This is a genomic window from Paenibacillus anaericanus (genome assembly GCF_003994475.1).
GTDB classification, from domain to species: Bacteria; Bacillota; Bacilli; order Paenibacillales; family Paenibacillaceae; genus Fontibacillus; species Fontibacillus anaericanus.
Genome location: NZ_RZNY01000008.1, coordinates 186477 through 207275 on the forward strand (window position 1 = coordinate 186477; position 20799 = coordinate 207275).

General features: G+C 41.7%; 24 protein-coding genes. 23 read left to right on the top strand and 1 reads right to left on the bottom strand.

Annotated elements, in window-relative coordinates:
• Positions 1-39: 39 nt before the first annotated feature.
• From EJP82_RS12075 to EJP82_RS28650, 17 genes are all read left to right on the top strand, one after another.
• The gene (locus tag EJP82_RS12075; RefSeq protein ID WP_127192313.1) at positions 40-603 is read left to right on the top strand and encodes an HAD-IIIA family hydrolase; all 564 of its coding nucleotides are present in this window, start codon (positions 40-42) and stop codon (positions 601-603) included.
• 206 nt (positions 604-809) lie between these two features.
• On the top strand, positions 810-1358 hold the full coding sequence (locus tag EJP82_RS12080) for a DJ-1/PfpI family protein (RefSeq protein WP_127192314.1): 549 nt from the start codon (positions 810-812) through the stop codon (positions 1356-1358).
• Positions 1359-1666: 308 nt separating this feature from the next.
• Positions 1667-2413: a class I SAM-dependent methyltransferase gene (locus EJP82_RS12085; protein ID WP_127192315.1), complete on the top strand. Its 747-nt coding sequence runs from the start codon at positions 1667-1669 to the stop codon at positions 2411-2413.
• 612 nt (positions 2414-3025) lie between these two features.
• Entirely contained in the window at positions 3026-3121 is a 96-nt protein-coding gene (gene comI, locus EJP82_RS28405) for a competence inhibitor ComI (protein WP_246054056.1), read from the top strand.
• 271 nt (positions 3122-3392) lie between these two features.
• A complete protein-coding gene (locus EJP82_RS12090) occupies positions 3393-3899 on the top strand; it encodes a GyrI-like domain-containing protein (RefSeq protein WP_127192316.1) in 507 nt (168 codons plus the stop codon).
• Between the two features lie 279 nt (positions 3900-4178).
• Positions 4179-5978, top strand: a complete 1800-nt coding sequence (locus EJP82_RS12095) for a TerB N-terminal domain-containing protein (protein ID WP_127192317.1) — start codon at positions 4179-4181, stop codon at positions 5976-5978.
• 31 nt (positions 5979-6009) lie between these two features.
• On the top strand, positions 6010-7350 hold the full coding sequence (locus tag EJP82_RS12100; protein ID WP_127192318.1) for an ATP-binding protein: 1341 nt from the start codon (positions 6010-6012) through the stop codon (positions 7348-7350).
• Positions 7347-9545: a DEAD/DEAH box helicase gene (locus EJP82_RS12105; RefSeq protein ID WP_127192319.1), complete on the top strand. Its 2199-nt coding sequence runs from the start codon at positions 7347-7349 to the stop codon at positions 9543-9545. Before EJP82_RS12100 ends, EJP82_RS12105 begins: the two co-directional genes overlap by 4 nt.
• Positions 9546-9624: 79 nt before the next feature.
• The gene (locus EJP82_RS12110; protein WP_127192320.1) at positions 9625-10272 is read left to right on the top strand and encodes a pentapeptide repeat-containing protein; all 648 of its coding nucleotides are present in this window, start codon (positions 9625-9627) and stop codon (positions 10270-10272) included.
• Between the two features lie 295 nt (positions 10273-10567).
• Positions 10568-10990, top strand: a complete 423-nt coding sequence (locus EJP82_RS12115; protein ID WP_127192321.1) for an ankyrin repeat domain-containing protein — start codon at positions 10568-10570, stop codon at positions 10988-10990.
• A 163-nt stretch (positions 10991-11153) separates the two neighbouring features.
• Complete coding sequence (locus tag EJP82_RS12120) at positions 11154-11585, top strand: GNAT family N-acetyltransferase (RefSeq protein WP_127192322.1); 432 nt, start codon at positions 11154-11156, stop codon at positions 11583-11585.
• A 222-nt stretch (positions 11586-11807) separates the two neighbouring features.
• Positions 11808-12170, top strand: a complete 363-nt coding sequence (locus EJP82_RS12125; RefSeq protein ID WP_127192323.1) for a hypothetical protein — start codon at positions 11808-11810, stop codon at positions 12168-12170.
• A 247-nt stretch (positions 12171-12417) separates the two neighbouring features.
• On the top strand, positions 12418-12888 hold the full coding sequence (locus EJP82_RS12130) for a hypothetical protein (RefSeq protein ID WP_127192324.1): 471 nt from the start codon (positions 12418-12420) through the stop codon (positions 12886-12888).
• 18 nt (positions 12889-12906) lie between these two features.
• The gene (locus EJP82_RS28160) at positions 12907-13053 is read left to right on the top strand and encodes an NUDIX hydrolase (protein WP_211350091.1); all 147 of its coding nucleotides are present in this window, start codon (positions 12907-12909) and stop codon (positions 13051-13053) included.
• A gap of 924 nt (positions 13054-13977) precedes the next feature.
• A complete protein-coding gene (locus EJP82_RS12140) occupies positions 13978-14475 on the top strand; it encodes a hypothetical protein (RefSeq protein ID WP_127192325.1) in 498 nt (165 codons plus the stop codon).
• A 141-nt stretch (positions 14476-14616) separates the two neighbouring features.
• Positions 14617-15036 (top strand): NUDIX domain-containing protein, encoded by a 420-nt coding sequence (locus EJP82_RS12145; protein WP_281278192.1) that lies wholly within the window; start codon positions 14617-14619, stop codon positions 15034-15036.
• Positions 15037-15127: 91 nt separating this feature from the next.
• Positions 15128-15259 carry a hypothetical protein gene (locus EJP82_RS28650; protein ID WP_281278191.1) on the top strand — a complete coding sequence of 44 codons (132 nt, stop codon included), beginning with the start codon at positions 15128-15130 and terminating at the stop codon, positions 15257-15259.
• Positions 15260-15375: 116 nt separating this feature from the next.
• Here the strand turns inward: EJP82_RS28650 and EJP82_RS12150 are convergent, their stop codons facing one another.
• Complete coding sequence (locus EJP82_RS12150; RefSeq protein ID WP_127192326.1) at positions 15376-15483, bottom strand: sporulation protein YjcZ; 108 nt, start codon at positions 15481-15483, stop codon at positions 15376-15378.
• A 655-nt stretch (positions 15484-16138) separates the two neighbouring features.
• Between EJP82_RS12150 and EJP82_RS12155 the strand changes: the two genes are divergently transcribed.
• The 6 genes from EJP82_RS12155 to EJP82_RS12175 all read left to right on the top strand — a co-directional run bounded on the left by EJP82_RS12155 (position 16139) and on the right by EJP82_RS12175 (position 20630).
• The gene (locus tag EJP82_RS12155) at positions 16139-17128 is read left to right on the top strand and encodes a hypothetical protein (protein WP_127192327.1); all 990 of its coding nucleotides are present in this window, start codon (positions 16139-16141) and stop codon (positions 17126-17128) included.
• Between the two features lie 398 nt (positions 17129-17526).
• Positions 17527-18096 carry a GNAT family N-acetyltransferase gene (locus tag EJP82_RS12160; protein WP_127192328.1) on the top strand — a complete coding sequence of 190 codons (570 nt, stop codon included), beginning with the start codon at positions 17527-17529 and terminating at the stop codon, positions 18094-18096.
• A gap of 265 nt (positions 18097-18361) precedes the next feature.
• Positions 18362-18457 (top strand): competence inhibitor ComI, encoded by a 96-nt coding sequence (gene comI, locus EJP82_RS28410; protein WP_246054058.1) that lies wholly within the window; start codon positions 18362-18364, stop codon positions 18455-18457.
• A 331-nt stretch (positions 18458-18788) separates the two neighbouring features.
• Positions 18789-19073, top strand: a complete 285-nt coding sequence (locus tag EJP82_RS12165) for a DUF5071 domain-containing protein (RefSeq protein ID WP_170220177.1) — start codon at positions 18789-18791, stop codon at positions 19071-19073.
• Between the two features lie 186 nt (positions 19074-19259).
• Positions 19260-20081: an alpha/beta fold hydrolase gene (locus EJP82_RS12170; protein ID WP_127192330.1), complete on the top strand. Its 822-nt coding sequence runs from the start codon at positions 19260-19262 to the stop codon at positions 20079-20081.
• A gap of 144 nt (positions 20082-20225) precedes the next feature.
• Positions 20226-20630 (top strand): GNAT family N-acetyltransferase, encoded by a 405-nt coding sequence (locus tag EJP82_RS12175; protein ID WP_127192331.1) that lies wholly within the window; start codon positions 20226-20228, stop codon positions 20628-20630.
• The last annotated feature ends 169 nt before the right edge of the window (positions 20631-20799 follow it).

Sequence of the window (20799 nt, forward strand, 5' to 3'; positions counted from 1 at the left end):
TAACAAATTCAATCAAAGAAACAGTAGAGGAGTGAATGCATGAAAAAGAATAAAATAGAAGCGGTATTTATCGATAGGGATGGAACAATTGGAGGGACTGATGAGGTACTTTATCCGGGTACATTTGAATTGTTTGCGTATACTCATGAGGCTTTAAATAGGCTGAAAAAAGAGGGGATAAAGCTCTTTGGATTTACAAATCAACCTGGCATTTCAAAAGGTGAAGCCACAGAGGAATCATTTAGAAATGAAATGATAGATTTTGGCTTTGATGGAGTATACATTTGCCCACATCAACATAATGAAGGATGCAATTGCCGTAAACCCAATCCAGGTATGCTATACAAAGCAGCAGAAGAGAATAAACTAGATTTAACTAGAAGTATAGTGATCGGAGACAGATGGTCAGATATTGTAGCCGGATATAATGCTGGATGTATGAAGGTGTTAGTATTAACAGGTGCTGGACAGGATGCATTAAATAAATATAGACATAAATGGTCAAATACAGAAGTGGATTATATCGCGAGAGATTTCGAAGATGCGGTAAACTACATAATAAATTTCGTGAGTAATATCGAAGAAGAGAAGGCCATCCGATAACATCGCATTCCTACTGCGTACATACGCCCTTGATCGCTAAGAAGAATTTCAATGAAGGATATTCAGGCCCTACATTCAACCAGCTAAGTCTGACGACCCGGACCTGCGGTCCTTAAGCCGCTTGAACGTCAGGAATGCCAAACGTTATGCGTTATTATTGGTAAAGACTTGAATCATGATTAAATTGCCTTATCGGAGGAGAAGTAATGAAATCAACAGGTGTATTTTTATACCCATTGTTCAGTGAATATGAATTGACAGTTGCACTATCCATTTTAAAACAAGGAAACCATCCGATCACTACAATTGGAATAACCTCCGGACCCATTCAAGGAGAATCTGATTTAATTTGCATACCTGATAGAACCATTTATAATACGGATATTTCAACACTTGATAGTGTTTTATTTCCAGGTTGTATGGATATAACAACACTCTATGGCAATAACGACCTTATAGAATTTATAAGGAAATGCACAAGTTCTAAAGAGTTGGTTGTAGCAGCCATTTCGAGTTCTCCCTACTTGTTGGCTAAAGCAGGGGTGTTAAAGGATCGGAAATTTACGATTGGAATGGAATATGAACAACGAAAAATTACCGGGATTTTTGATGAGGAGAATTATTGTAGTGAACTTGTCGTACAAGATCGTAATATATTAACAGCTAGAGGAAGCGGATTTATTCAATTTGGAATTAAGTTAGGTGAATTATTAGAACTGGAATTTGACCCAAAATGGTATCAAGGGCAATCGTAAGCCAATTCAAGAAAGTCAGTACTACGCATAACACTGTAATCAAGCTGCGTCACTAACGCACCTTGATTCGCTCAAAGTTGAAGTGCCTGGAAGTAGAATCAGGCGATTAACCTCGGCGCGGCTAAGTCTTCGACCCGGCAGCTGCGCTGCCTTTAGCCTATGGGATTCGTGAATACAACAAGGTTATCTCAAATCAGCTAAATCTTAGACACTTAAGTAATGAGGTGAACATCTTTGGATGGACACCAGATTATGTTAGGTAAACAAATGAGCAGCGAACAAAATATATACTAGAGGAGGTCATCAGGATGAACAAGCATAGTGTTTATGAAACAAACAGCTTCTATTGGGATACAAAAGGAAATGACTTTTTAGGAGCAATCGTGCTTCCTTTTTATGGAGCATTTGTCTCAGAAGAAAAATGCCAACTTTTTGGTGATGTCTCAGGAAAAAAGATGCTGGAGATAGGCTGTGGAAATGGTCAATCCTTGCAGTATCAGGGGAACCGCAAAGCATCTGAACTATGGGGTATAGATATATCAGAAAAACAAATCGAAAAGGCAACGCAACATTTGACGGCGTGCGGTCTTTCAGCAAAATTGATCTGTTCTCCCATGGAAGAAGAATGTGGCATACCCGTGGATTATTTTGACTTTGTTTATTCGATTTATGCCATAGGCTGGACCACCGACCTTGAGGATACTTTTTGCCGGATCGCTTCTTACCTAAAAAAAGACGGCATATTTATTTTCAGTTGGTCTCATCCAATACATAAATGTGTTGTTGAAGAAAATAATAGATTTGTTTTTAACAAATGTTATTTCGATGAATCTTGGTATTCGGTATCTCCTGATTTTTGTCAAGGCGCGCTAACCCTATCTGATCGTAAACTATCAACCTATTTAAATGCGTTGGCGAAAGCAGGCTTTGTTATTGAACAAATGATTGAAGAAACCGACAATGAAATAATCCAATTGCACGATGAAAATAATGATTTCGTAAAAAGAGCGAAGATGTTTCCTGTAACCTTCGTTATCAAAGCAAGAAAACTTTAAAATGACTGAAGAAGAAGTCCCCAAAATAAGTGAGTTAGTAGCTCGAGGGAGGGCTGACATCAGATAACAATATATTCACGCATCTATTGATTTTGAAGGAGAAGTTGTTAATTCCGAAATCTCTGTGAAGTTTGATGATGACGGATTCTATAATAGCGGGAAAGCTAGAATTGTATTTAAAGATAATCGTATAGATTTTATTGTGGATGATATTGTAATTAGTGATGATAACTTCCCAGGATGGTCATTAAGTAATGCAGTATTAACAAAGGAAAGTAAATAATAATTATTTGGTAACGCTTTGAAGTAGGTAACTTCGCATAACACCATGTTCACGCTGCGGGCCATACGGCACTCGGTCCACCCGAGGCAGTTCGGTGAAATGGAATCAGGCGAACAAACCTGCGAACCTAACCATGGTCGCGGTTGGCAGCTGAAGCTACTTTAAGGTTCTGGGATTCGTGAACACGGAAACGTTAGACGAAATTAACGGGAATAAGACTTACTAAAGCAGAACGTTTGTTCTTCAATATATTGGAATATAATGGTATGATAGTGAAAGACAATTGAATCTTGGGTGGGCATAGTATCCCTTCGGAAGGAGGTGATACTATGGAAGTAAAAGATGCTATAACGATTATGTTCCTATTCGGAATGTTTATCCTTGCACTTTTAACATACATCAGCAATAACAACAAGAAAAAGTAAAAACCCACCCTAAGGTTAGCGCCACAGGTGGGTTCTTTTCCGTCTAGACTCTAGAAGGGATATCCCATCCGAGCCAATTGTTCAGCCGAGTGATAGCAACACTCGGCTTCTTTTAAAAATATGATAACATAATTGGAAAAAGAAGTGAACTAAATGAGAACTGAAGCTCTCGGTTTGCATAAGTATTTCGATGAAGTGGAATCAGCAGACAACCCGCACCGGCTAAGATAAGAGTAATTTAAGGATTTAATTTCATAGAAGGAAGGATATTATGAGAAGCATTAGTGAAATCAAAGCATTTGAAGAAGAGTTTGAAATTCTATTTATACCTAAGTCACGTATTATTGGTAAAGAAGCAAGATGTGGTGGTGCTCTTGGAAATACGGCTCCTGCGTTAGCAGAAAGAACAATTAACTCTATTGATTGGGTTACTCTAAAAAAATTACCCCATGTAATGGATTATGGATGTGGATGGACATGTGATTATGATGCTAGTACAGACACATTCTCTTATATAGTAGGTTTCATTACCCCAGCCGATACACCTGTACCGGAAGGTTTTGTTTATAGAGACGTTGCACAAACACTATGTGCTAAAGGTTTGTTTGGCGAAGATGTTAATAAAACTGTGGAGAGAGCAACAGAAGCTGGTTATATAACAAATTGGCAGTCAAGCCCATGGAACTCAGAGTTTTATATTGATGAAGAAGAACAAAGTCCTCCAAAAGAAGACTGTATTCCGTGCCATTGGCTTGTTCCAGTAAAACAGGATAGATAAAAAGTAATATAGGCTGAGGCTGTGAACATTTAAGATAAGTTGACTATCTTGAAAAACGACCCAGCTTAAGATAAGAGCTATCTAAGGCTGGGTCTTTTCGTGAATACAAGTATTTAGGCAAAATACAAGCTATTGCTATAAGCGATTTGCTAATTCGAGAAGAAGTTCCATCGAATTACAGATGTTTTTTGTCAAAATGGTAATAAAAATTGTATTCAAAAAGGCGAACAAGTTTTCGCTTTGGTGATATAATGGAGTCGTGATGGAGGTCTATTGACGATGAACGATAGAGAGAACAAACGCGACATACACATAGAGAACAACAAGCGGTGGACGGTACGGGATAGACAGTTTACGTTTGCAGAAATTGAGCTGGGGGGGCAGGAGGGGCAGCAGGAAGAACCTGTAAGTAGAGTCGTCATGCCGGCCAACTTGGAGAGGAATCTGGATTGGCAGCAGGATTTCCGTTATGTCTCCCGGGAGCAACAGTTTGTGCAGAAAGGTCGGGAACTTGAACGGGAAACCGTGGAATCCGCGGCCTTTATCCCTTTCCAAACCTATTGGCCCACCTATGAACAAATGCAGCCAGGTCAACTGCGATGGTATCTGTACTGGCGTGAAGAGGTTCGTTCAGGAAGATACCCAGACACGGATCTATCTTATCTGTTTGTGTACCTGTACGAGCTGATTCATGGGATCGGCTGGAATGTGCCGGCGCATGGGTATGCGTTGATGGACCGGGTTTGGCAGGCGTACCGGCAGCGGTATCCGAAGTTAGATGTATATGTACGGGAATGGCTGTATGATTTAGCGCTTGTGTTCGGACTGGACATGCCTCTTACCGAACCGCTTCAGAAACTCCCCCGCAACATGTCACTGGAGCTGAAGGAACTGGAATGGCGACGGAGATTCACGGCCGAGCCGCTGGAACTATCCTGGGATATGCTGTTGCTCCTCCTTGATTATGATGTGGAGAAAAGCCGGTTTTACATGGAACAAGGGCGAAAGGAGCTCCGGGCCTATATACCGAAAGTGCTGGTATTGGTGGATGGTTATTTGGCAAAAACCAGAGGGGCCAGACTCATTGAGCGCTTTAAGCCGAGGGAAAAAAGGGCCAGCAGATTTCTGTTCCGCAGCGCCATATATGATCATGAGATGTACGGACGTACGGTTACGGTACCCACGCTGTCGATTAGTGATGATCTCCCTCTTCGCTCCTATTTGACACAATTGGCTAGACTCACGGAGAACAAGCTGCGGGAGCTTACGGGTTTTAAAGGGAAACTGAGGGGGATCAGCGTCGAGCCGGAGGTTGAGCAGCTTATTACTCGTTTCCTCCATAAGGAATTTAAACAGCGAGAAGCAATGGTTCGTATTCCCGAGATCAAGATCAATTCTGCCAAGCTACGTAAATTGCGTCAGGAATCTGACGAAGTGCGGGACATGCTGCTAATCGGGGATCTCCCGCTTGTCACAGGAGAGGGCAATGATGTAAGACTACCTGCAAACTTTCCAGATCATACACCTCAAGCGAAATCATATGCACAAGCACAAACCAAGTTGGGCCGAAGCTCTTACAAACCTAAACCCTCTAATGGGCTGCAGCAAGCAGAACTGGATTTTGAGCGAGGATGGCAGGTTTTTGAGGAACAGGATTTGACAGGCCATGAGCAGGAAGTGTCTATGGGACTGTTGAAAGATGATCTCTTGAAGCAGGAACAGCAGGAATACAACGACATCACTAGTGAACTTAGTGATTCCATGCAGGTCATGCTGGATACAGCTGGACAACATGCAGAAGTGTTTGCAGATGATAAAGGGATGGATTCGCAGAGTGAGTGGCGAGAGATGTTCGTCCGGTTATCGGCGGGCCACATGGACATGCTGTCCGCAATGCTAGAGGGGAAGAGTGCGACTGTTCGTCAAGGCATCGCAGAGCAAACGGGTTCTATGCCTGAGCTGATGCTTGATGAAATTAATGAGTTATCCATGGAGTGGATCGGTGATTTACTGATCGATGGAGATGAGATTCTAGAAGAGTATAAGGCAGAACTACAAAATATGCTTAAGGGTAGGTAAGTTGATAAGAATGATCTAAGAGGTGATGACGATGAAACAGATGCACATCCCGAAGCGGCTTACTACGGCGTTGGTCAACTCACTGACGGCAGGGGTGGTGCCGCGGATCGGGCTTGAACATATCGCGGTTGGGCGCAAGCTGGAAGTAGCTTCGATCCTGCAGGATATGGATAATATCGCGGAGGGTGGGGCGGCTTTTCGCCTGATTACCGGGCGGTACGGAAGCGGCAAAAGCTTCTTGCTGCAGATGGTACGTAATTACGCGATGGATCGCGATTTTGTGGTGGCGGATGGAGATCTGTCACCAGAGCGGCGACTGGTTGGGACGAAGGGACAAGGATTGGCTACATATCGTGAGCTTATGATGAATTTGTCGACCCGGACGAGACCGGACGGCGGAGCTCTGGAGCCGATGCTGCAAAAATGGATTAGCGCCCTCCAACAGGAGCAGATGCAAGTTCGTGGCTTGCATTCCGGTGACCCTCAGCTGTATGAAGCGGTGGAACTACGTATTTATGCGGTCACGAATGAGATGCAGAACATGGTGCACGGCTTTGATTTTGCCAAGGTTCTAGCTGCATACTGGTCTGGCTACAAGCTCGGAGATGACGACCGGAAAACGGCGGCACTTCGCTGGCTGCGCGGGGAATTTCCCACCAAGACGGAAGCCCGCAAGGAGCTTGGTGTCGGCGTTATCATCGATGATGACAACTGGTACGACTACATGAAACTGTGGGCGGAATTTGCGGTGAGAATCGGGTATAAGGGACTACTGCTTTTTATTGATGAAGGCGTAAATCTATATAAAATAACGAACAGTATCTCGCGTCATAGTAACTATGAGAAGCTGTTGACGATGTTCAATGACACCATGCAGGGAAAAGCCCAGTACCTAGGAATCTACCTTGGCGGTACGCCGCAGTTTGTAGAGGATGAGCGCAGAGGGTTGTTCAGCTATGATGCCCTGCGGTCACGGCTGATGGATGGACGTTATAGCAGCGGTACACGCCGAACATATACTTCGCCGATTCTGAAGCTGGACATGCTATCGCATGAGGAGATTCTGATTTTGCTGCAAAAGCTACGGGATATACATGCTATGCATTTCGGTTATGAAGCGCGGATTACGGACACGCAGATGATTGCTTTTATGCAGGCTGCGGTGGGCCGGCTTGGAGCTGAAGAACTATTGACGACCCGGGAGGTCGTTCGGGACTTTATGGATGTTCTACACATGCTGCACCAGCATACAGAGCTTACTTTTGAGGAATTGATGGGCGAGCGGGAACAGGAATATGTAGCATCTGGCGCTCGAGCTAAAAATGAAGCAAATGACGAACTGGACGACTTTTTGGCGGAGTTTGAGCTATGAGTGGGCATGATGCTTTTTCCCGGTTAGCTCCGTTCATTCAAGAATATATTTACCGCAAACAATGGGACACCCTCCGGGAGGCTCAGGTCGAAGCATGCCGAGTGCTGTTAGACACGCATCATCATCTGCTGATCGCGTCGGGTACGGCGTCAGGGAAGACAGAGGCGGCATTTTTTCCAGCGCTCACGGAATTGTATAACCGTCCATCGGAATCTGTCGGCATTCTCTACATCGGACCGTTGAAGGCGCTGATCAATGACCAGTTCGAGCGGATTGGCGAGCTGCTGAAGGAGGGAGAGGTGCCCGTCTGGCACTGGCACGGCGATGTCTCCCAAACAGAAAAAACCAAGCTCATGCAGCGCCCCCGCGGCGTTCTGCAGATTACTCCTGAGTCGCTAGAGGGACTGCTGATGAATCGGCCAAATGCGATTCCAACCCTGTTCCATGATCTGCGATTCATCATGATCGATGAAGTGCATGCTTTTATGGGCGCGGACCGGGGGATTCAGGTGCTGAGCCAGCTAACAAGGCTGGAACGGATGGCCTCTTGTAAGCCCCGGCGGATAGGATTATCAGCGACGCTGAGCGATTATGATACGGCGGCCCGGTGGATTGGAGCAGGAACCTCGCAGCCGGTGGAAGTGGTTTCGCCGCAAGGTGGACGGAAGCTGAAGCTGTCGGTGGAGCATTTTTCGTTCCCAGATGCCCGTAATGAGCGAGAGGCAGAGCACTTGGAGCTGGCGAAACAGAACTACCACAACTTCATATATGACCACACCCACCAAAAAAAAGCGCTCGTCTTTACCAATAGCCGCTCTGACGCCGAACTGACCACGCTGGAGCTACGCCGAATCGCCGCGAAACGCGAGGAACGCGACGTGTTCCACGTTCATCACGGCAGCATTTCTGCGATGTTGCGGGAGGAGACCGAAGCGGCTCTTCGCTCCGGCCCCGGACCCGCAGTTGCCGCGGCGACGGTGACGCTGGAACTAGGTATCGATCTCGGCGAGCTGGAGCGCGTCATTCAGCTTGGGGCACCGTATAGCTGCTCTAGCTTCGTGCAGCGGCTTGGCCGCTCCGGCCGCCGGGGCGATGCAGCGTCAGAGATGATGTTCCTCTGCGCGGAGGAAGAAGATGAGGAGGCGCAACTGCCGGCCCGTATGCCGTGGACGCTGCTGCGGGCGATCGCCGTTATCGAGCTGTACATTCGCGAACGTTGGGTAGAGCCGCTGGATCTGCGGCAAAAGCCGATCGGGGTGCTCTACCATCAGACGATGAGCACCCTCAAAAGCATCGGCGAGGCGGAGCCAGCCGAGTTGGCGCGGGCGGTGCTGACGCTGCCAGCTTTTCGCGGGATTGAACCGGACGAGTATAAGGGACTACTGCAGTATTTGCTTCAGACCGACCATATCCAGCAAACAGAAGAGGGTATGCTCATCATTGGTCTTGGTGGAGAAAAGGTGGTGAACAACTACCGTTTCTATGCCGTGTTCAAAGATGATGAGGAACATGCGGTTTATAATGGTTCCGAAGAGATCGGCAGCATCACTACCGTACCGCCGCCGGGTTACTGTTTTACCCTGGCGGGCAAACTGTGGAAGGTCGAGGAAGTGGACAGCAAGCATAAATCGGTGTATGTGAAGGCTTCGAAAGGTAAAGTGGACACCCTTTGGCTCGGAGCAGGCGGCGATGTTCATTCTAGGGTGATGCAGAAAATGCGCCAGGTACTAGAGGAGCACACACTGTATCCTTACCTGGCACCTGGTGCGGTGAACCGTCTTGAACGGGCGCGCAGGCTTGCCCGGGAAAGCGGGCTACTCGGTAGCACGGTGATTCCAGCGGGCGGTGATTCACTATTTATTCTGCCTTGGGCGGGAAGTAAGCAGTTTCGTACCTTGGAGCGTCTTTTGAAGCATAATCTGTCCGAATCGATGGGCCTTCGCTCCATTGTCCCAATGGAACCGTATTATATGGTCGTGGCCGGGAAAACCGGTGCAGCGGAGTTGCTGGCAGAAATTCAAGCGGAGCTATCCGCTACTACGGATGCTGAAGCGCTGTTGGATGCCGCGGAGGCTCCATATCTAGGGAAGTATGACGAGTTCATCCCTCCAGAACTGGTGCGCCGGGCTTTTGCCGTGGATGGTCTGGATGTGCAAGGGCTGGCAGAGACGCTGCGGAAGCAAGCGGAAAGATAAGAATAAGGAATGCAACGATGAATTGGAGAAGGCTGATTTATAGATAATTTCTCTATAATATAAGGTGAAGGTGATAAGAGTGGCGACAAAAACGAAAATAATAGCACCGCAACTCCCGGCGGTTTTAGAAGAGGCAGATTGGGAAGATTTGCTGAAGGATGAGGATCATGAGTTGGTAAGTGGGATGATCAGTGGAGCCCATTTTGAGCATGAGGTCATGGAACGGTGTACGCTTACTAAGATGCTGTTTCGCGGCTGTTCCTTTGCGCATACTACGTTTGAGCGGATGGATATGACGGACACGGTGCTGGAAAACTGCGATCTGTCCAATACCGTGATGACAAAGGGCATCATTCACCGCGTACATTTTAAAGATTGCAAATTGATTGGGATCAATTTGTCCAAAGCGAACCTCGGGTCCGTGACGTTTGAAAACTGCGTAATGAACCTGAGTGATCTGGTGGAAGCTTCCATCAAGCAGGTGAAATTTACCGGCTGCTCCATGCAGACTGCGAACTTCTACGGTTGCAAGTTTAAGGATGTAGAGCTTCATGAATGTGATTTGAACGAAGCGGATTTTACGGATACCTCACTCAAGGGAATGGACATCAGTACCTGTACCTATGAACGGATCGACATGCCGATGCAAGCATTGGTAGGGTGCACGGTATCGACCGAGCAGGCCATTGGATTTGCCAAGCTGTTAGGACTCAAAGTGAAATATTAATTTAGAAAGAATAACTTGAGATTAAAGAATAACTTAAGCATCTAAGATGGATTTATAGAGCATTTCTTTTGTAATGAGGAATGTTCTTTATTTTTGCATGATTCTGGAATCTTAACCGCGACGCGGCCGGAAAACCAGGAGGCTAAGGTAAGAGCTATTGCAGCCTCGTGATCCTCCTTAAAGCGGTGAAGGTTTGTGTATGTGAGAGACGTTTAGTCGAAAGATTTGTAATTATATGTAGTTATAAAACATTTGCAGTTTCAATCTTACAATAACTTACGGAGGAAAAGATGAGATGAATTCGATTGATATATTCACAGCTGCAGCAACTGGAGATATTGAAACTACAAAGGCCCTACTATCATCTGGAGTAGATCCAAATTGTGTAAGTGATACTGGTTGGAATTTACTAATTTACGCAGTAGAGAATGATAGAAATGATATGGTTGAATTCCTATTAGACTGTGGGGCGAATGTTAACTTTCAATCTGCAGGCGGATGGACCGCATTGCATCAAGCAGTAGATTTATCTATTGATGGCACAATTCAGACAGGTGGCAAACAAGGGGATGAACCAACAGACATGATCAAATATCTCTTGGATAGGGGGGCAAATCTCAGTTTAAAAGATAATATGGGTAGCTCCCCATTAGATATTGCAAGAACATATAATTCAAAAAAAATAATTAAATTCTTCAATGAGTTTACTCCTAAGTAATAAGATTGTTTAGTTATTCATAGATGACAGATTCTTCGCCTAAAACTGTATTCACGTTGTGGGACATTCGCCCCGTGGTCTCTAAGTAGCATTTCGAAGAGGTGTTTCAGCACAACCGCGAAGAGATTGGCTTATACATATAGACTCAAGGAGAGTGATCGAAATGAATGCAAACACTGACATTGTTGTTCGTGAGTTTATTCCTTCAGGTGAAGATTATATTCAGCTTGTAGAAAGCACTGGATGGAAGGGGATAGTTGAAAAGGGAAGTCAGCAACTCGAAGAAGCGCTGAATAAAAGTTGGTTTGTTGTTTCGGCACTCCACAATGATAAAGTTGTTGGATTTGGCAGGATCATTTCAGATGGAGTATATCAGGGATTTATCTGTGAATTGATCGTTTTGCCTGAGTATCAGAATAATGGAGTTGGCACTAACATTCTTAAAAAATTGTTACTGAAATGCAAGGAAAATAATATTTTGATGGTTCAGCTCTTTGCTGCTGTGAATAAATCTCAATATTATAAGAAGTTTGGGTTTGAAGAGCGTGCACAAGACGAGCCTGGAATGAGATGGATACATAGAGATGTGTTGTGAAAGTATATCAGGCTGCATCCGATAACATCGTATCTACGCTATGGGATTCACCCTTGGTTCGCAAGATGAGGTAGGAAGAGAAGTATATTCAGTTCACAACCCTGTGAGGCTAAGTCCGTCGGACCCGGCGTGATGTGCCTAAAGCCTCTCGGGTTCGTAGATACGACAACAGCACTGGAATATTAAAAGATTTAAGACTACGAATTGAGATGAGGTTTTGTGATGAAGAAGATACTTCTTAATTTCCTGCTAATAACAGTATGTTTAGTTGCTTGTCAATCAAGTGATAATGTTGGTCGAGAAATAGAGGATAATTTAAGTAAGATCATAAATAACAAGGAAGTTGCATTTTCTAGTAATCCAATTGATTATATTGATCAAAATCAGAATGAATACGAAAACATCATAAGTAAAGGTGAAAAGGGGCTAAAATATTTAATTGTAGAGCTAAAAAGTAGTGAAGAAAATGGATTAAAAGAATGGATAATGGCAAAAGCGAGTACTGATATTTTGAAAACCAATAACCCAATAAAAGAATGGTCAACAGGGAAGGAATGGATTAACAAATATTCAGAAAATGATTGAGAATGTAGTTTCGAGGTGGCTGTAATGGGATTCTAGATATATTAGAAGTACAGGGATTTATATGCAGGTAAAGGAAAAGTACTCTGAAGAAAATAAGGTTTATGAAATTAAGGCAATAGGAGTGTTTAATCACTTTTTTGATTATTCATCAATCACTATCCATGACTAAAAGCAGACTGTTGAGGTAGTAATCGAAGATGACCTCGACATCGCCGAAACCAATCAAAACATTATTGGAGTTGAATTAATGGAATCAATTCAATTTAAAGTAGAACACTCACAAGAAGATGATTATGAAATCCTGAATATTTATATTAATGATGAGAACTTAATTGAATTTATTAAAAGATTTGAAATGCAATTTCAACCTAATATTGCTGGTGGATATGAGGGCTTAAACATCAATTTTATTACGGACATTTGTGAACATTTTTCGGGAGAACTTAATGAGAATGATCTATTCAACTATGGCGGTAAGACACAGATATTAGGATGCAATTGTGGTGAGCCCGGATGCTGGCCATTAGTAGTAAAAATAACAGTGAAAGATCAACATATTATATGGAGTGATTTCGAACAACCTCATCGAAGTGAAGAGTCAGAAGGAGGGTTTTGGAACTACTCACAGGTTGCACCATTAGAATTTAATAGAAAAGTATATGAAGAACAATTAAAGAGCATTGAACGTTATCGAAAACCGTATGAAACTCAAGAATGAGAAATCAAGGAGGATACCATGAAAAAACCTCTAGTTAGAGCTGAAGGGATTGTTTCGAATGATGATTTCACCAAATTTTTGGTTCAATGTGATTCTGAAGAATCTTTTTATAGATTTCCAGGTGGTGGGGTTGAATTTGGTGAGACAGCTGCAGAAGCCATCTAGAGATAATTCATTGAAGAATTTGAATTGTATGTTAATGTTGGTGAACTAGCAATAGTTAATGAAAGTTTACTTGAATATGATGGTGCTAAGAGACATAACGTTATTCTTCTATACTGGTGCAAACTAGAAAATACCCATAATCCATTTGAATATCTATGGCACAGAGAGCATGAATCAAGACCTCTTTATCCAGAAGGTGTCTTTGATATATTACTTACTAAGAATGTAAAGAAGAAACATTATCTAATAATAAGTAAGTCTTACTAAGATAAGAGTTATCTAAGCCGGTGAGGGTTCGTGAATGAAAGAACGTTAGGAGAAATCTCCGAGAGCAAGATAAATAATACTTAAAGATGGGTAGGTGGCCTTAGATGGTAGTCTTAATTTGCATTTTTATGTTTTTAGTAGTTCTAGGAGTTATAAGTATTGATGTTTCTTTAAAGAAAAAATTGAAGAATGACGAAAGTATAATTAATAGACTCGACCTAATATTAGGAAAAATAGATAGTGGAATAAATAAGGACAATTCGAAACAAGAGAATAATTAGTGGTCAAAAATCTTTTGAAGAAATTTTAATGACAATAAATTATATGTTAGAGGTAGAGAACTGTGGGCGGATTAAAAAGAGTTGAAAGATAATGAATAAGGGTTATTTAAGGAGTCGGAGACATCACTTAAGACCGTATTCACGCTTCGGGGCAACAGATGTATAATAATGGAATAAGATCGGACAACAAATGACCCAGCCTAAGAAAAGAGTTATTTAAGGTTGGGACGTTTCCTGAATACGCAAATGTTATCTGAAATCAGCGACATCATAATAAAAATCTATAAGCCATTATTAAATAGAGGTTACTCAGCTAACGGACAGTTAAACGTAAGAGGGTTGTTGATATAAATTTTTTGTAATAGGAGGTGTAATTATGAAAAATTTTTTTGGAGTATACTTGGCTATGATATTGCTATTATCTTTGTCCTTAGTATCATGTGACAACAAAGATGGGGTTAAATTTGATAGTGTACAACAAATAGAAAGTGAAGGAATAAATACACCTTTAACAGAATCACAAGAAAATGGGCAAGAAATAGAAAGCGAATTAGGTAAATCTGCTTACAATGTTTCATTCATAAGTGTTCAACAATCGGGCAAGGGTGCATTCGAGAATTCATTCACAACTTCTCCGGAAAATGGTAAAACATTAAATGTATATGTTGAAAATAATGACAGGTCTGGAACCGTGATATTTCAAGTTCTTAAAGGCACACAAGATTTTGGATTTATTGATGTTAGTGCAGGAAAAGACGCTTCAAGAACATTTTCAATGACTGATGGTAGCGGATTGTCTGGAGATTGGAAAGTCTATGTAACTACTAGGGATGGACACTCTTTTGATATCAATGTAACTGCAGGGCAATATTAAATAAATGATTTATATTAAATAGTTATCTCAAAAAGATGCATCCCCTATGATTAAATAACGGATACGAAATTTATAGATAAATAAAGTGAGGGTAGAAAGGCGTGAAGAACTATTAAACCCTCATTAAGATCAGAAGGAATCATTTGTGATGAAACCATTTCGAAAGTACTTGTACAATGTGATATCGATGAGACATTTTATAGATTTCCCGGTGGTACTGTCGAATTTGGTGAGACAACGTTAGAAGCAATTACTAGAGAACTTATAGAAGAATTTGATTTAGCTATAACAATTGGCAGTCTTGTTGTAATTAACGAAAACTTAATCATCATAGATGGAAAGGAAATACATAACTGTACACTGCTTTATAAGTGCAAGTTGCAAACTGGCTCCAATTTTGTTGACCCAAGATGGCATAATGAAATAGAAGGCATAAAACTTACTTGGAAGACAATTGAAGAACTTCAATTAAAACCGTTATATGCTGATGGAATATTAAATGTTTTAAAGAATATGAGCACAGATGAAAAGCATCACATAATAATAAAAAAGAGCTATTAAAGACATAAATGAATGTAGTTCGGAGAGGTGATGGCATCTGATGAGATAACATTCACGCTGCAGGGCTATCGCCGCTAGGTTGTCGTATGTCATGCAACAAGACATTATGACGATAGTAAACATTGTGCTGGGGTTATTGGCAACATTGGGAATCGTATCGAACCTAACGAAGTCGGATAGTTCGGGGTATAATTTATTAACTGACATAACCCCACCGGTATAGGCTAGTGGAGTTATTTTTTTGAATTCCCAAGAGTTTGGAAATTCTATTACCTACACTTAAGAGCCTAATCACTACCACATTATCGACTTAGGCCTAAAAGTAATTAATCGGCATTATTAGATACCGAAACCACGCATACAAGCGCAAGAGACGATTACTAATAAGATGAACAATACAAGGATTGTACCTGTGTTTGTAAAAGCTCCACCAACTATACCGGACATATAAGCACCTCCTTAATTTTAAGTATACGTTATGTTATGAACGCTGCTCTCCCTTTGATTGGGTGATTGTAACTGTATATTGATATCAATAATGTCCTAATGGATTGACTGTTGCACTAACGGGACNATATTGATATCAATAATGTCCTAATGGATTGACTGTTGCACTAACGGGACACGATAGCGCAATGGAGAGATCATAGGTAGAACCCCCAGCTGGTGTTCGCTGGAGGGTCAAATAGCACTCAGCATTGAAGGGCGAATGGTCTATGCTTGAGGTGTCGTCACAGTATATGATTTGAATGAAATATTGGTGACAGGGTAGATAACTTTTTCAAAAGACGCTCTTAAAGCGGTTGACACTCCACAAGTGTAATGAAGAGACATAATCCTTATAAAAACGTGGAAACCGCATAGATAAAGGATTTCACGTTTTTGAAACGAACTAAATATACGTAATACCGTAAGAGCTATCTAAGGCTGGGTCATTTCATGAATGCACAAACGAAGTAAGAATTGAAGTTCCAAGAAGTATTGGAATTAATGCTCTATTCCTGAAGTGATTAACCGGAATTCTTCCAGGAAGATCTATTACGCTCGCTTTGGGTTTTAGTTAGATTAAAATCATCGTTCAAGTGAGGTGGAGTTGAAAATTATGAATGCCAATCAAGATCAGCCAATTCCCTATGCGGTTTTCGAGAATGGTATTCAATTTCTGATAGTGGATATTACTCATCCCCTTTTCAACGCAAGTATTGATGAACAGGCGTATCATTTGAGCTGCCTCAAGTCAGTCCGGAGCATTGAATCATTAAAGAAGATGCCGGGTTTTATCCGGAACATCTTTGTGAAAATGTCTAATGTTGATAATTCCTATCTTAGCGGCATGCGTACCTTGTTGTACAAACTTGGCCCCGACTTAAGCAGGGGGATAAAATTAGGTTTCCGGGACAAGTGGGCGGTGAAGCAAACCTCTTTCATGGGACTTCGGATCAGGCTGAGGGATCTTTGCCGGCGCCAGTCGGAGCTTTTGCAGACCCAGCTCAAACAATTCCCTGAACGGAACCTTTGTTTCTTCAATATCGCTGGGGGGGCTGCCACCGACAGTATCAACACCCTGATTCTAATTCAGGAATCGGACCCAGAATTACTCAAGGGACGAAAGATCGAGATAAACATTTTAGATATCGATACCTTCGGACCCAATTTCGCAAAACGGTGCATCGATGTTTTGATGCAGCCGGGGGAACGCTTCTATGGCTTAGACATTGCCGTCAATATCATTCATTATGACTGGAGCCAATCGGAGGCAATACTAAAGATGAGCTTGGAACGATCCGGCTGGATTCAGCTCTGTTCATCGGAAGGTGGGCTTTTTGAGTACGGTTCGGATTCAGATATCATTGAAAATTTAAACTATTTCTTTACCAACTCCTCGGAGGACGCCCGGGTCACGGGTTCCTTAATTTTCGATCGGTCGCATGTAAATCCGGGATACCTGGGATTTACAGAGTTTATTGGCGTGCAAATCCGATATCTTGGGCTGGAGGGTTTGCAGCGAATATTAACCCAAACCTCGTGGGTTCTGGAAGAGTCCCATGAAATTGATACAATCTATATTCTGTTTTCATTGAAGAAAGCGTGACTTAAGTTACCGAGGTTGAAAAAAGCATATTTCAATTTGAAAGAACAAGTGGTTTGTTGTATTAAAGACGGCATTAACATCCGATAGCGCCGTATCTGCGCTGCGGACTACGCCTTTAGCTCGCAAGGAGTGGTAAGCTGAGAAGTGACGATGAATCTATCCTTTAAGATCATGTAAGCAATGGAATGCAATGAATTTGCTTATTGGAATCCGTTGCGGCACCGGGGGGGGAATCATTGATACGGAAAAAATCAGGTCATTTATACGTTGGGATGAAGTCAGATTATCTCATTTCTTCGATGATACTCTCGGCACAATTTATATTGATTATGTTAAAAAGAATATTAGGTGGTTATTCAATGGTCTAGCAACAAATAAATATAACTGGAGGGATTTCCATGAAGGATATTATACTCGATAATTATTTCTGGCAGGACGAGGTAGTTCGATTGAGGGCTATGCAACCCGAGGATTGGGAAGAACAATATAACAATCGTTTTGACACACCTGCACGTAGGTTACTTGATTATGTAGTTGAATTGCCTCCCACGATCGCTGAAGCCAAAAGTTTTGCAGAAGAATATGCGGATTTTTCCAAGAATAACGAGAGAATCATGTTTACCATTGAAACTTTGAATGGCGAAAGTCTGGGTGGAATTAATCTTTGCGGCATTGACGAGAGAAACGGAACCTTTGGCATTGGCATACAGGTCAATCGGGATCACCGGGGTAAAGGTTATGGCACCAGAGCTATGAGAATTCTATTAAGATACGCCTATTTCGAACGTAGACTGAATAAGTTTAATGTCTCCGTTCTTGAAGGAAACGATGCCTCTGCTGCGATGATGAAGAAATTGGGCTGTGTTCATGAAGGCGTTCGCCGACAAATTATTTATTCCAACGGCCGATATCACGATGAAATTCTCTTAGGCATGACGAAAGAAGAATTTGAACAAATGGAAGGCTAGTGATTTTCAAGACCCTTACTAGGATTGATCACTTGATAATTAAGCATTTAACAAAATAGTGACTACCACCACTTAGTTGCTGGGGCGTTTCGTGCATACAACAATGTTATCTGAAAGGACTTCGATTTGTATAAATACCATATTTTACAAAACACAAGTTCAAAGTCAATATAAGAACACTTGTACGCAGATGTAAATAAAGGTAAAATATAACTACAATTGAATCTTGGGTGGGCATGGTTTCCCTTCGAAAGGAGGTGAGGCCATGGAAGTAGAAGATGCGATAACGATCATGTTCCTTTTTGGAACGTTCATTCTTGCTCTTTTAACATACATTAATAATAACAACAAGAGAAAGTAAAAACCCACCCTTTGATTGGAAGCAGAAGGTGGGTTTATATTCCTTAGTGACTCAGAAGGGAATAGACCATCCAAGCCAATTGTATGGACCAAGTGTTAGCGCACTTGGTCTTTATTAAATATATATTACCATATTTAAAAAGATGTATCAAAGCACTAAAACGCTGCAGGAATTTGCCCTTGGTTCGCAAGATGATGAGGTAAGGAGAGAGGCGGATTGAGCTCACAACTCTGCGTGTCTAAGTCCGTCTGGACTTGGAGCTAAAGTGCCGTAGGGCACAAACGTTATCAGTAATACTCGTATACGAAAATAAAAAGAGGTGAAAAAGATAGTGGGCATAAGAGATTTAATACCTCGTGATAAACATGATTTTGGAAGAGTAGAACAATTAAAGAACCAACCATTAGAGAATCTAAGATTAATACTGTCTGAACTTTTGAAATGGCTACAAGATGGGAATTGGCCAATCTCAAAACCTATTGAAGATATTTTGATAGATTTTAAACATGAATTATTACCATACATAATAGAGATACTAGAGTCAGAGGATGTAGCATGGAAATATTTTGTGCTGAATGGATTAGCACGGAAGTTATCGAATGACTTACTGAAGTAATTAGAAGCACATTTAAGAAGAATCATAACAACGCCGACAAATGATGAAAAGACAGAGGGGATTGATGAAATAGCAATAGAATTACTAGAACGGCTGTGTAAATAATTCAGAGATTAGCCGAAATCATAGATTGTTGAAAAATTTAAAGATATAGCAGATGAATACTCATAGAGGAGAGAAAGAGATATGGAATGTAGAGTTAGGGATGTAAATATTTATTATGAAGTGTATGGGGAAGGTACGCCGATTGTAATGATTCATGGATGGGGCCCGGACCACAGACTGATGAAAGGGTGCATGGAACCTGTCTTCCAAACCATTAATACACCTTGGAAGCGTATTTATTTTGATTTGCCTGGAATGGGGAAGACCAAAGGAGAACAATGGATTACTGGTTCTGATCAAATGCTTGATTTGGTTCTGGACTTTATTGATGCTGTCATACCGAATCAGAATTTTGTTGTAGCAGGAGAATCCTATGGGGGGTACTTAGCTAGAGGAATAATTAATAAACGTCCTTCGATTGTGGATGGACTTCTATTAATTTGCCCTGTCGCAGAACAAGAAACACTTAAAGATAATGGGGCACATTTTGAGGTGTTTGATAGAGATGATATTCTTTTGAACAGTCTAACTCTAGAGGATAGAAATTTTTTCGTGAGTGAGGGAATAAATGCAATACAAAACAAACGGGTATGGGAGAGGTTTAATGAAGAAATCCTTCCAGGTCTAAAAATTGCCGACCATTCATTTTTGGAAAACTATCTAGGGCAGCATGTTTCTTTTAGTTTTAATGTGGATGCCCTTGAAAAACCGTTCATGAAACCTACACTTATGTTGACAGGAAGGCAAGATTCAATTGTAGGTTACAATGCCTTATGGAAGATAATAGAGATGTATCCTAGGGCATCCTTTGTATTATTTGATAGAGCTGGTCATAATCTGCAAATCGAACAAGATACTCTGTTTACAGAGACAGTAAAAGAATGGTTATATAGAGTCCTCTAGAAATGACTCTTCCTCGGCCCACAATTGTAAAAACTACAAACAGAACTAATACATAAATGTGCGGACCCTATTTTTACAAAGTAAAGTGAACTGAGCATAAACGACGATAAACCTACGAAGTAGAGTATATGGGGGGGATTTGTAATGAAGATAGAATTGGCAACAGAACAAGATTATCAGTATATTGTTGAGAGAGATAGACATATTCCAGAATCACTTGTAAGAACGAAGATAAGAGAAAAGGAGATCTTTATAATTAAAGATTCAGAGAAAGAAATTGGTTGGATGAGATATGGATATTTTTGGGACAACATTCCTTTTATGAACATGATATGGATTGATGAAGAATATAGAGGACGAGGAATCGGTAAGGAAATGGTACTGTATTGGGAAGAAATTATGCGTGAAAGAGGATTTGAACTAATAATGACGTCAACGCAATCTAATGAAGAAGCACAACATTTTTATAGAAAGATTGGATATCGTGATGCTGGATGCTTACTATTGGAGACTCAACCGCTTGAAGTAATACTGACAAAGAATCTCTAAGAGTATTGACAACAAACGCCCCAGCCTAAGATGGTCAAGCTCCCCAAATGTAGACATTTGAAAAAGCCCTAAGCTGCAAGCTGGCCCCGGTACTCTGATATTATCCCCTTTAAGTAGACAGTAAAAAGAATGACGTTTATTGTTGATATTTGGAGGGGATTTTTTATGG

Coding starts and splice junctions, on each gene's coding strand:
- EJP82_RS12075 (WP_127192313.1), top strand. CDS start 40: ATGAAAAAGAATAAAATAGAAGCGGTATTTATCGATAGGGATGGAACA.
- EJP82_RS12080 (WP_127192314.1), top strand. CDS start 810: ATGAAATCAACAGGTGTATTTTTATACCCATTGTTCAGTGAATATGAA.
- EJP82_RS12085 (WP_127192315.1), top strand. CDS start 1,667: ATGAACAAGCATAGTGTTTATGAAACAAACAGCTTCTATTGGGATACA.
- comI (WP_246054056.1), top strand. CDS start 3,026: ATGGAAGTAAAAGATGCTATAACGATTATGTTCCTATTCGGAATGTTT.
- EJP82_RS12090 (WP_127192316.1), top strand. CDS start 3,393: ATGAGAAGCATTAGTGAAATCAAAGCATTTGAAGAAGAGTTTGAAATT.
- EJP82_RS12095 (WP_127192317.1), top strand. CDS start 4,179: ATGAACGATAGAGAGAACAAACGCGACATACACATAGAGAACAACAAG.
- EJP82_RS12100 (WP_127192318.1), top strand. CDS start 6,010: ATGAAACAGATGCACATCCCGAAGCGGCTTACTACGGCGTTGGTCAAC.
- EJP82_RS12105 (WP_127192319.1), top strand. CDS start 7,347: ATGAGTGGGCATGATGCTTTTTCCCGGTTAGCTCCGTTCATTCAAGAA.
- EJP82_RS12115 (WP_127192321.1), top strand. CDS start 10,568: ATGAATTCGATTGATATATTCACAGCTGCAGCAACTGGAGATATTGAA.
- EJP82_RS12120 (WP_127192322.1), top strand. CDS start 11,154: ATGAATGCAAACACTGACATTGTTGTTCGTGAGTTTATTCCTTCAGGT.
- EJP82_RS12125 (WP_127192323.1), top strand. CDS start 11,808: ATGAAGAAGATACTTCTTAATTTCCTGCTAATAACAGTATGTTTAGTT.
- EJP82_RS12130 (WP_127192324.1), top strand. CDS start 12,418: ATGGAATCAATTCAATTTAAAGTAGAACACTCACAAGAAGATGATTAT.
- EJP82_RS28160 (WP_211350091.1), top strand. CDS start 12,907: ATGAAAAAACCTCTAGTTAGAGCTGAAGGGATTGTTTCGAATGATGAT.
- EJP82_RS12140 (WP_127192325.1), top strand. CDS start 13,978: ATGAAAAATTTTTTTGGAGTATACTTGGCTATGATATTGCTATTATCT.
- EJP82_RS28650 (WP_281278191.1), top strand. CDS start 15,128: ATGCAACAAGACATTATGACGATAGTAAACATTGTGCTGGGGTTATTG.
- EJP82_RS12150 (WP_127192326.1), bottom strand. CDS start 15,483: ATGTCCGGTATAGTTGGTGGAGCTTTTACAAACACAGGTACAATCCTT.
- EJP82_RS12155 (WP_127192327.1), top strand. CDS start 16,139: ATGAATGCCAATCAAGATCAGCCAATTCCCTATGCGGTTTTCGAGAAT.
- EJP82_RS12160 (WP_127192328.1), top strand. CDS start 17,527: ATGAAGGATATTATACTCGATAATTATTTCTGGCAGGACGAGGTAGTT.
- comI (WP_246054058.1), top strand. CDS start 18,362: ATGGAAGTAGAAGATGCGATAACGATCATGTTCCTTTTTGGAACGTTC.
- EJP82_RS12170 (WP_127192330.1), top strand. CDS start 19,260: ATGGAATGTAGAGTTAGGGATGTAAATATTTATTATGAAGTGTATGGG.
- EJP82_RS12175 (WP_127192331.1), top strand. CDS start 20,226: ATGAAGATAGAATTGGCAACAGAACAAGATTATCAGTATATTGTTGAG.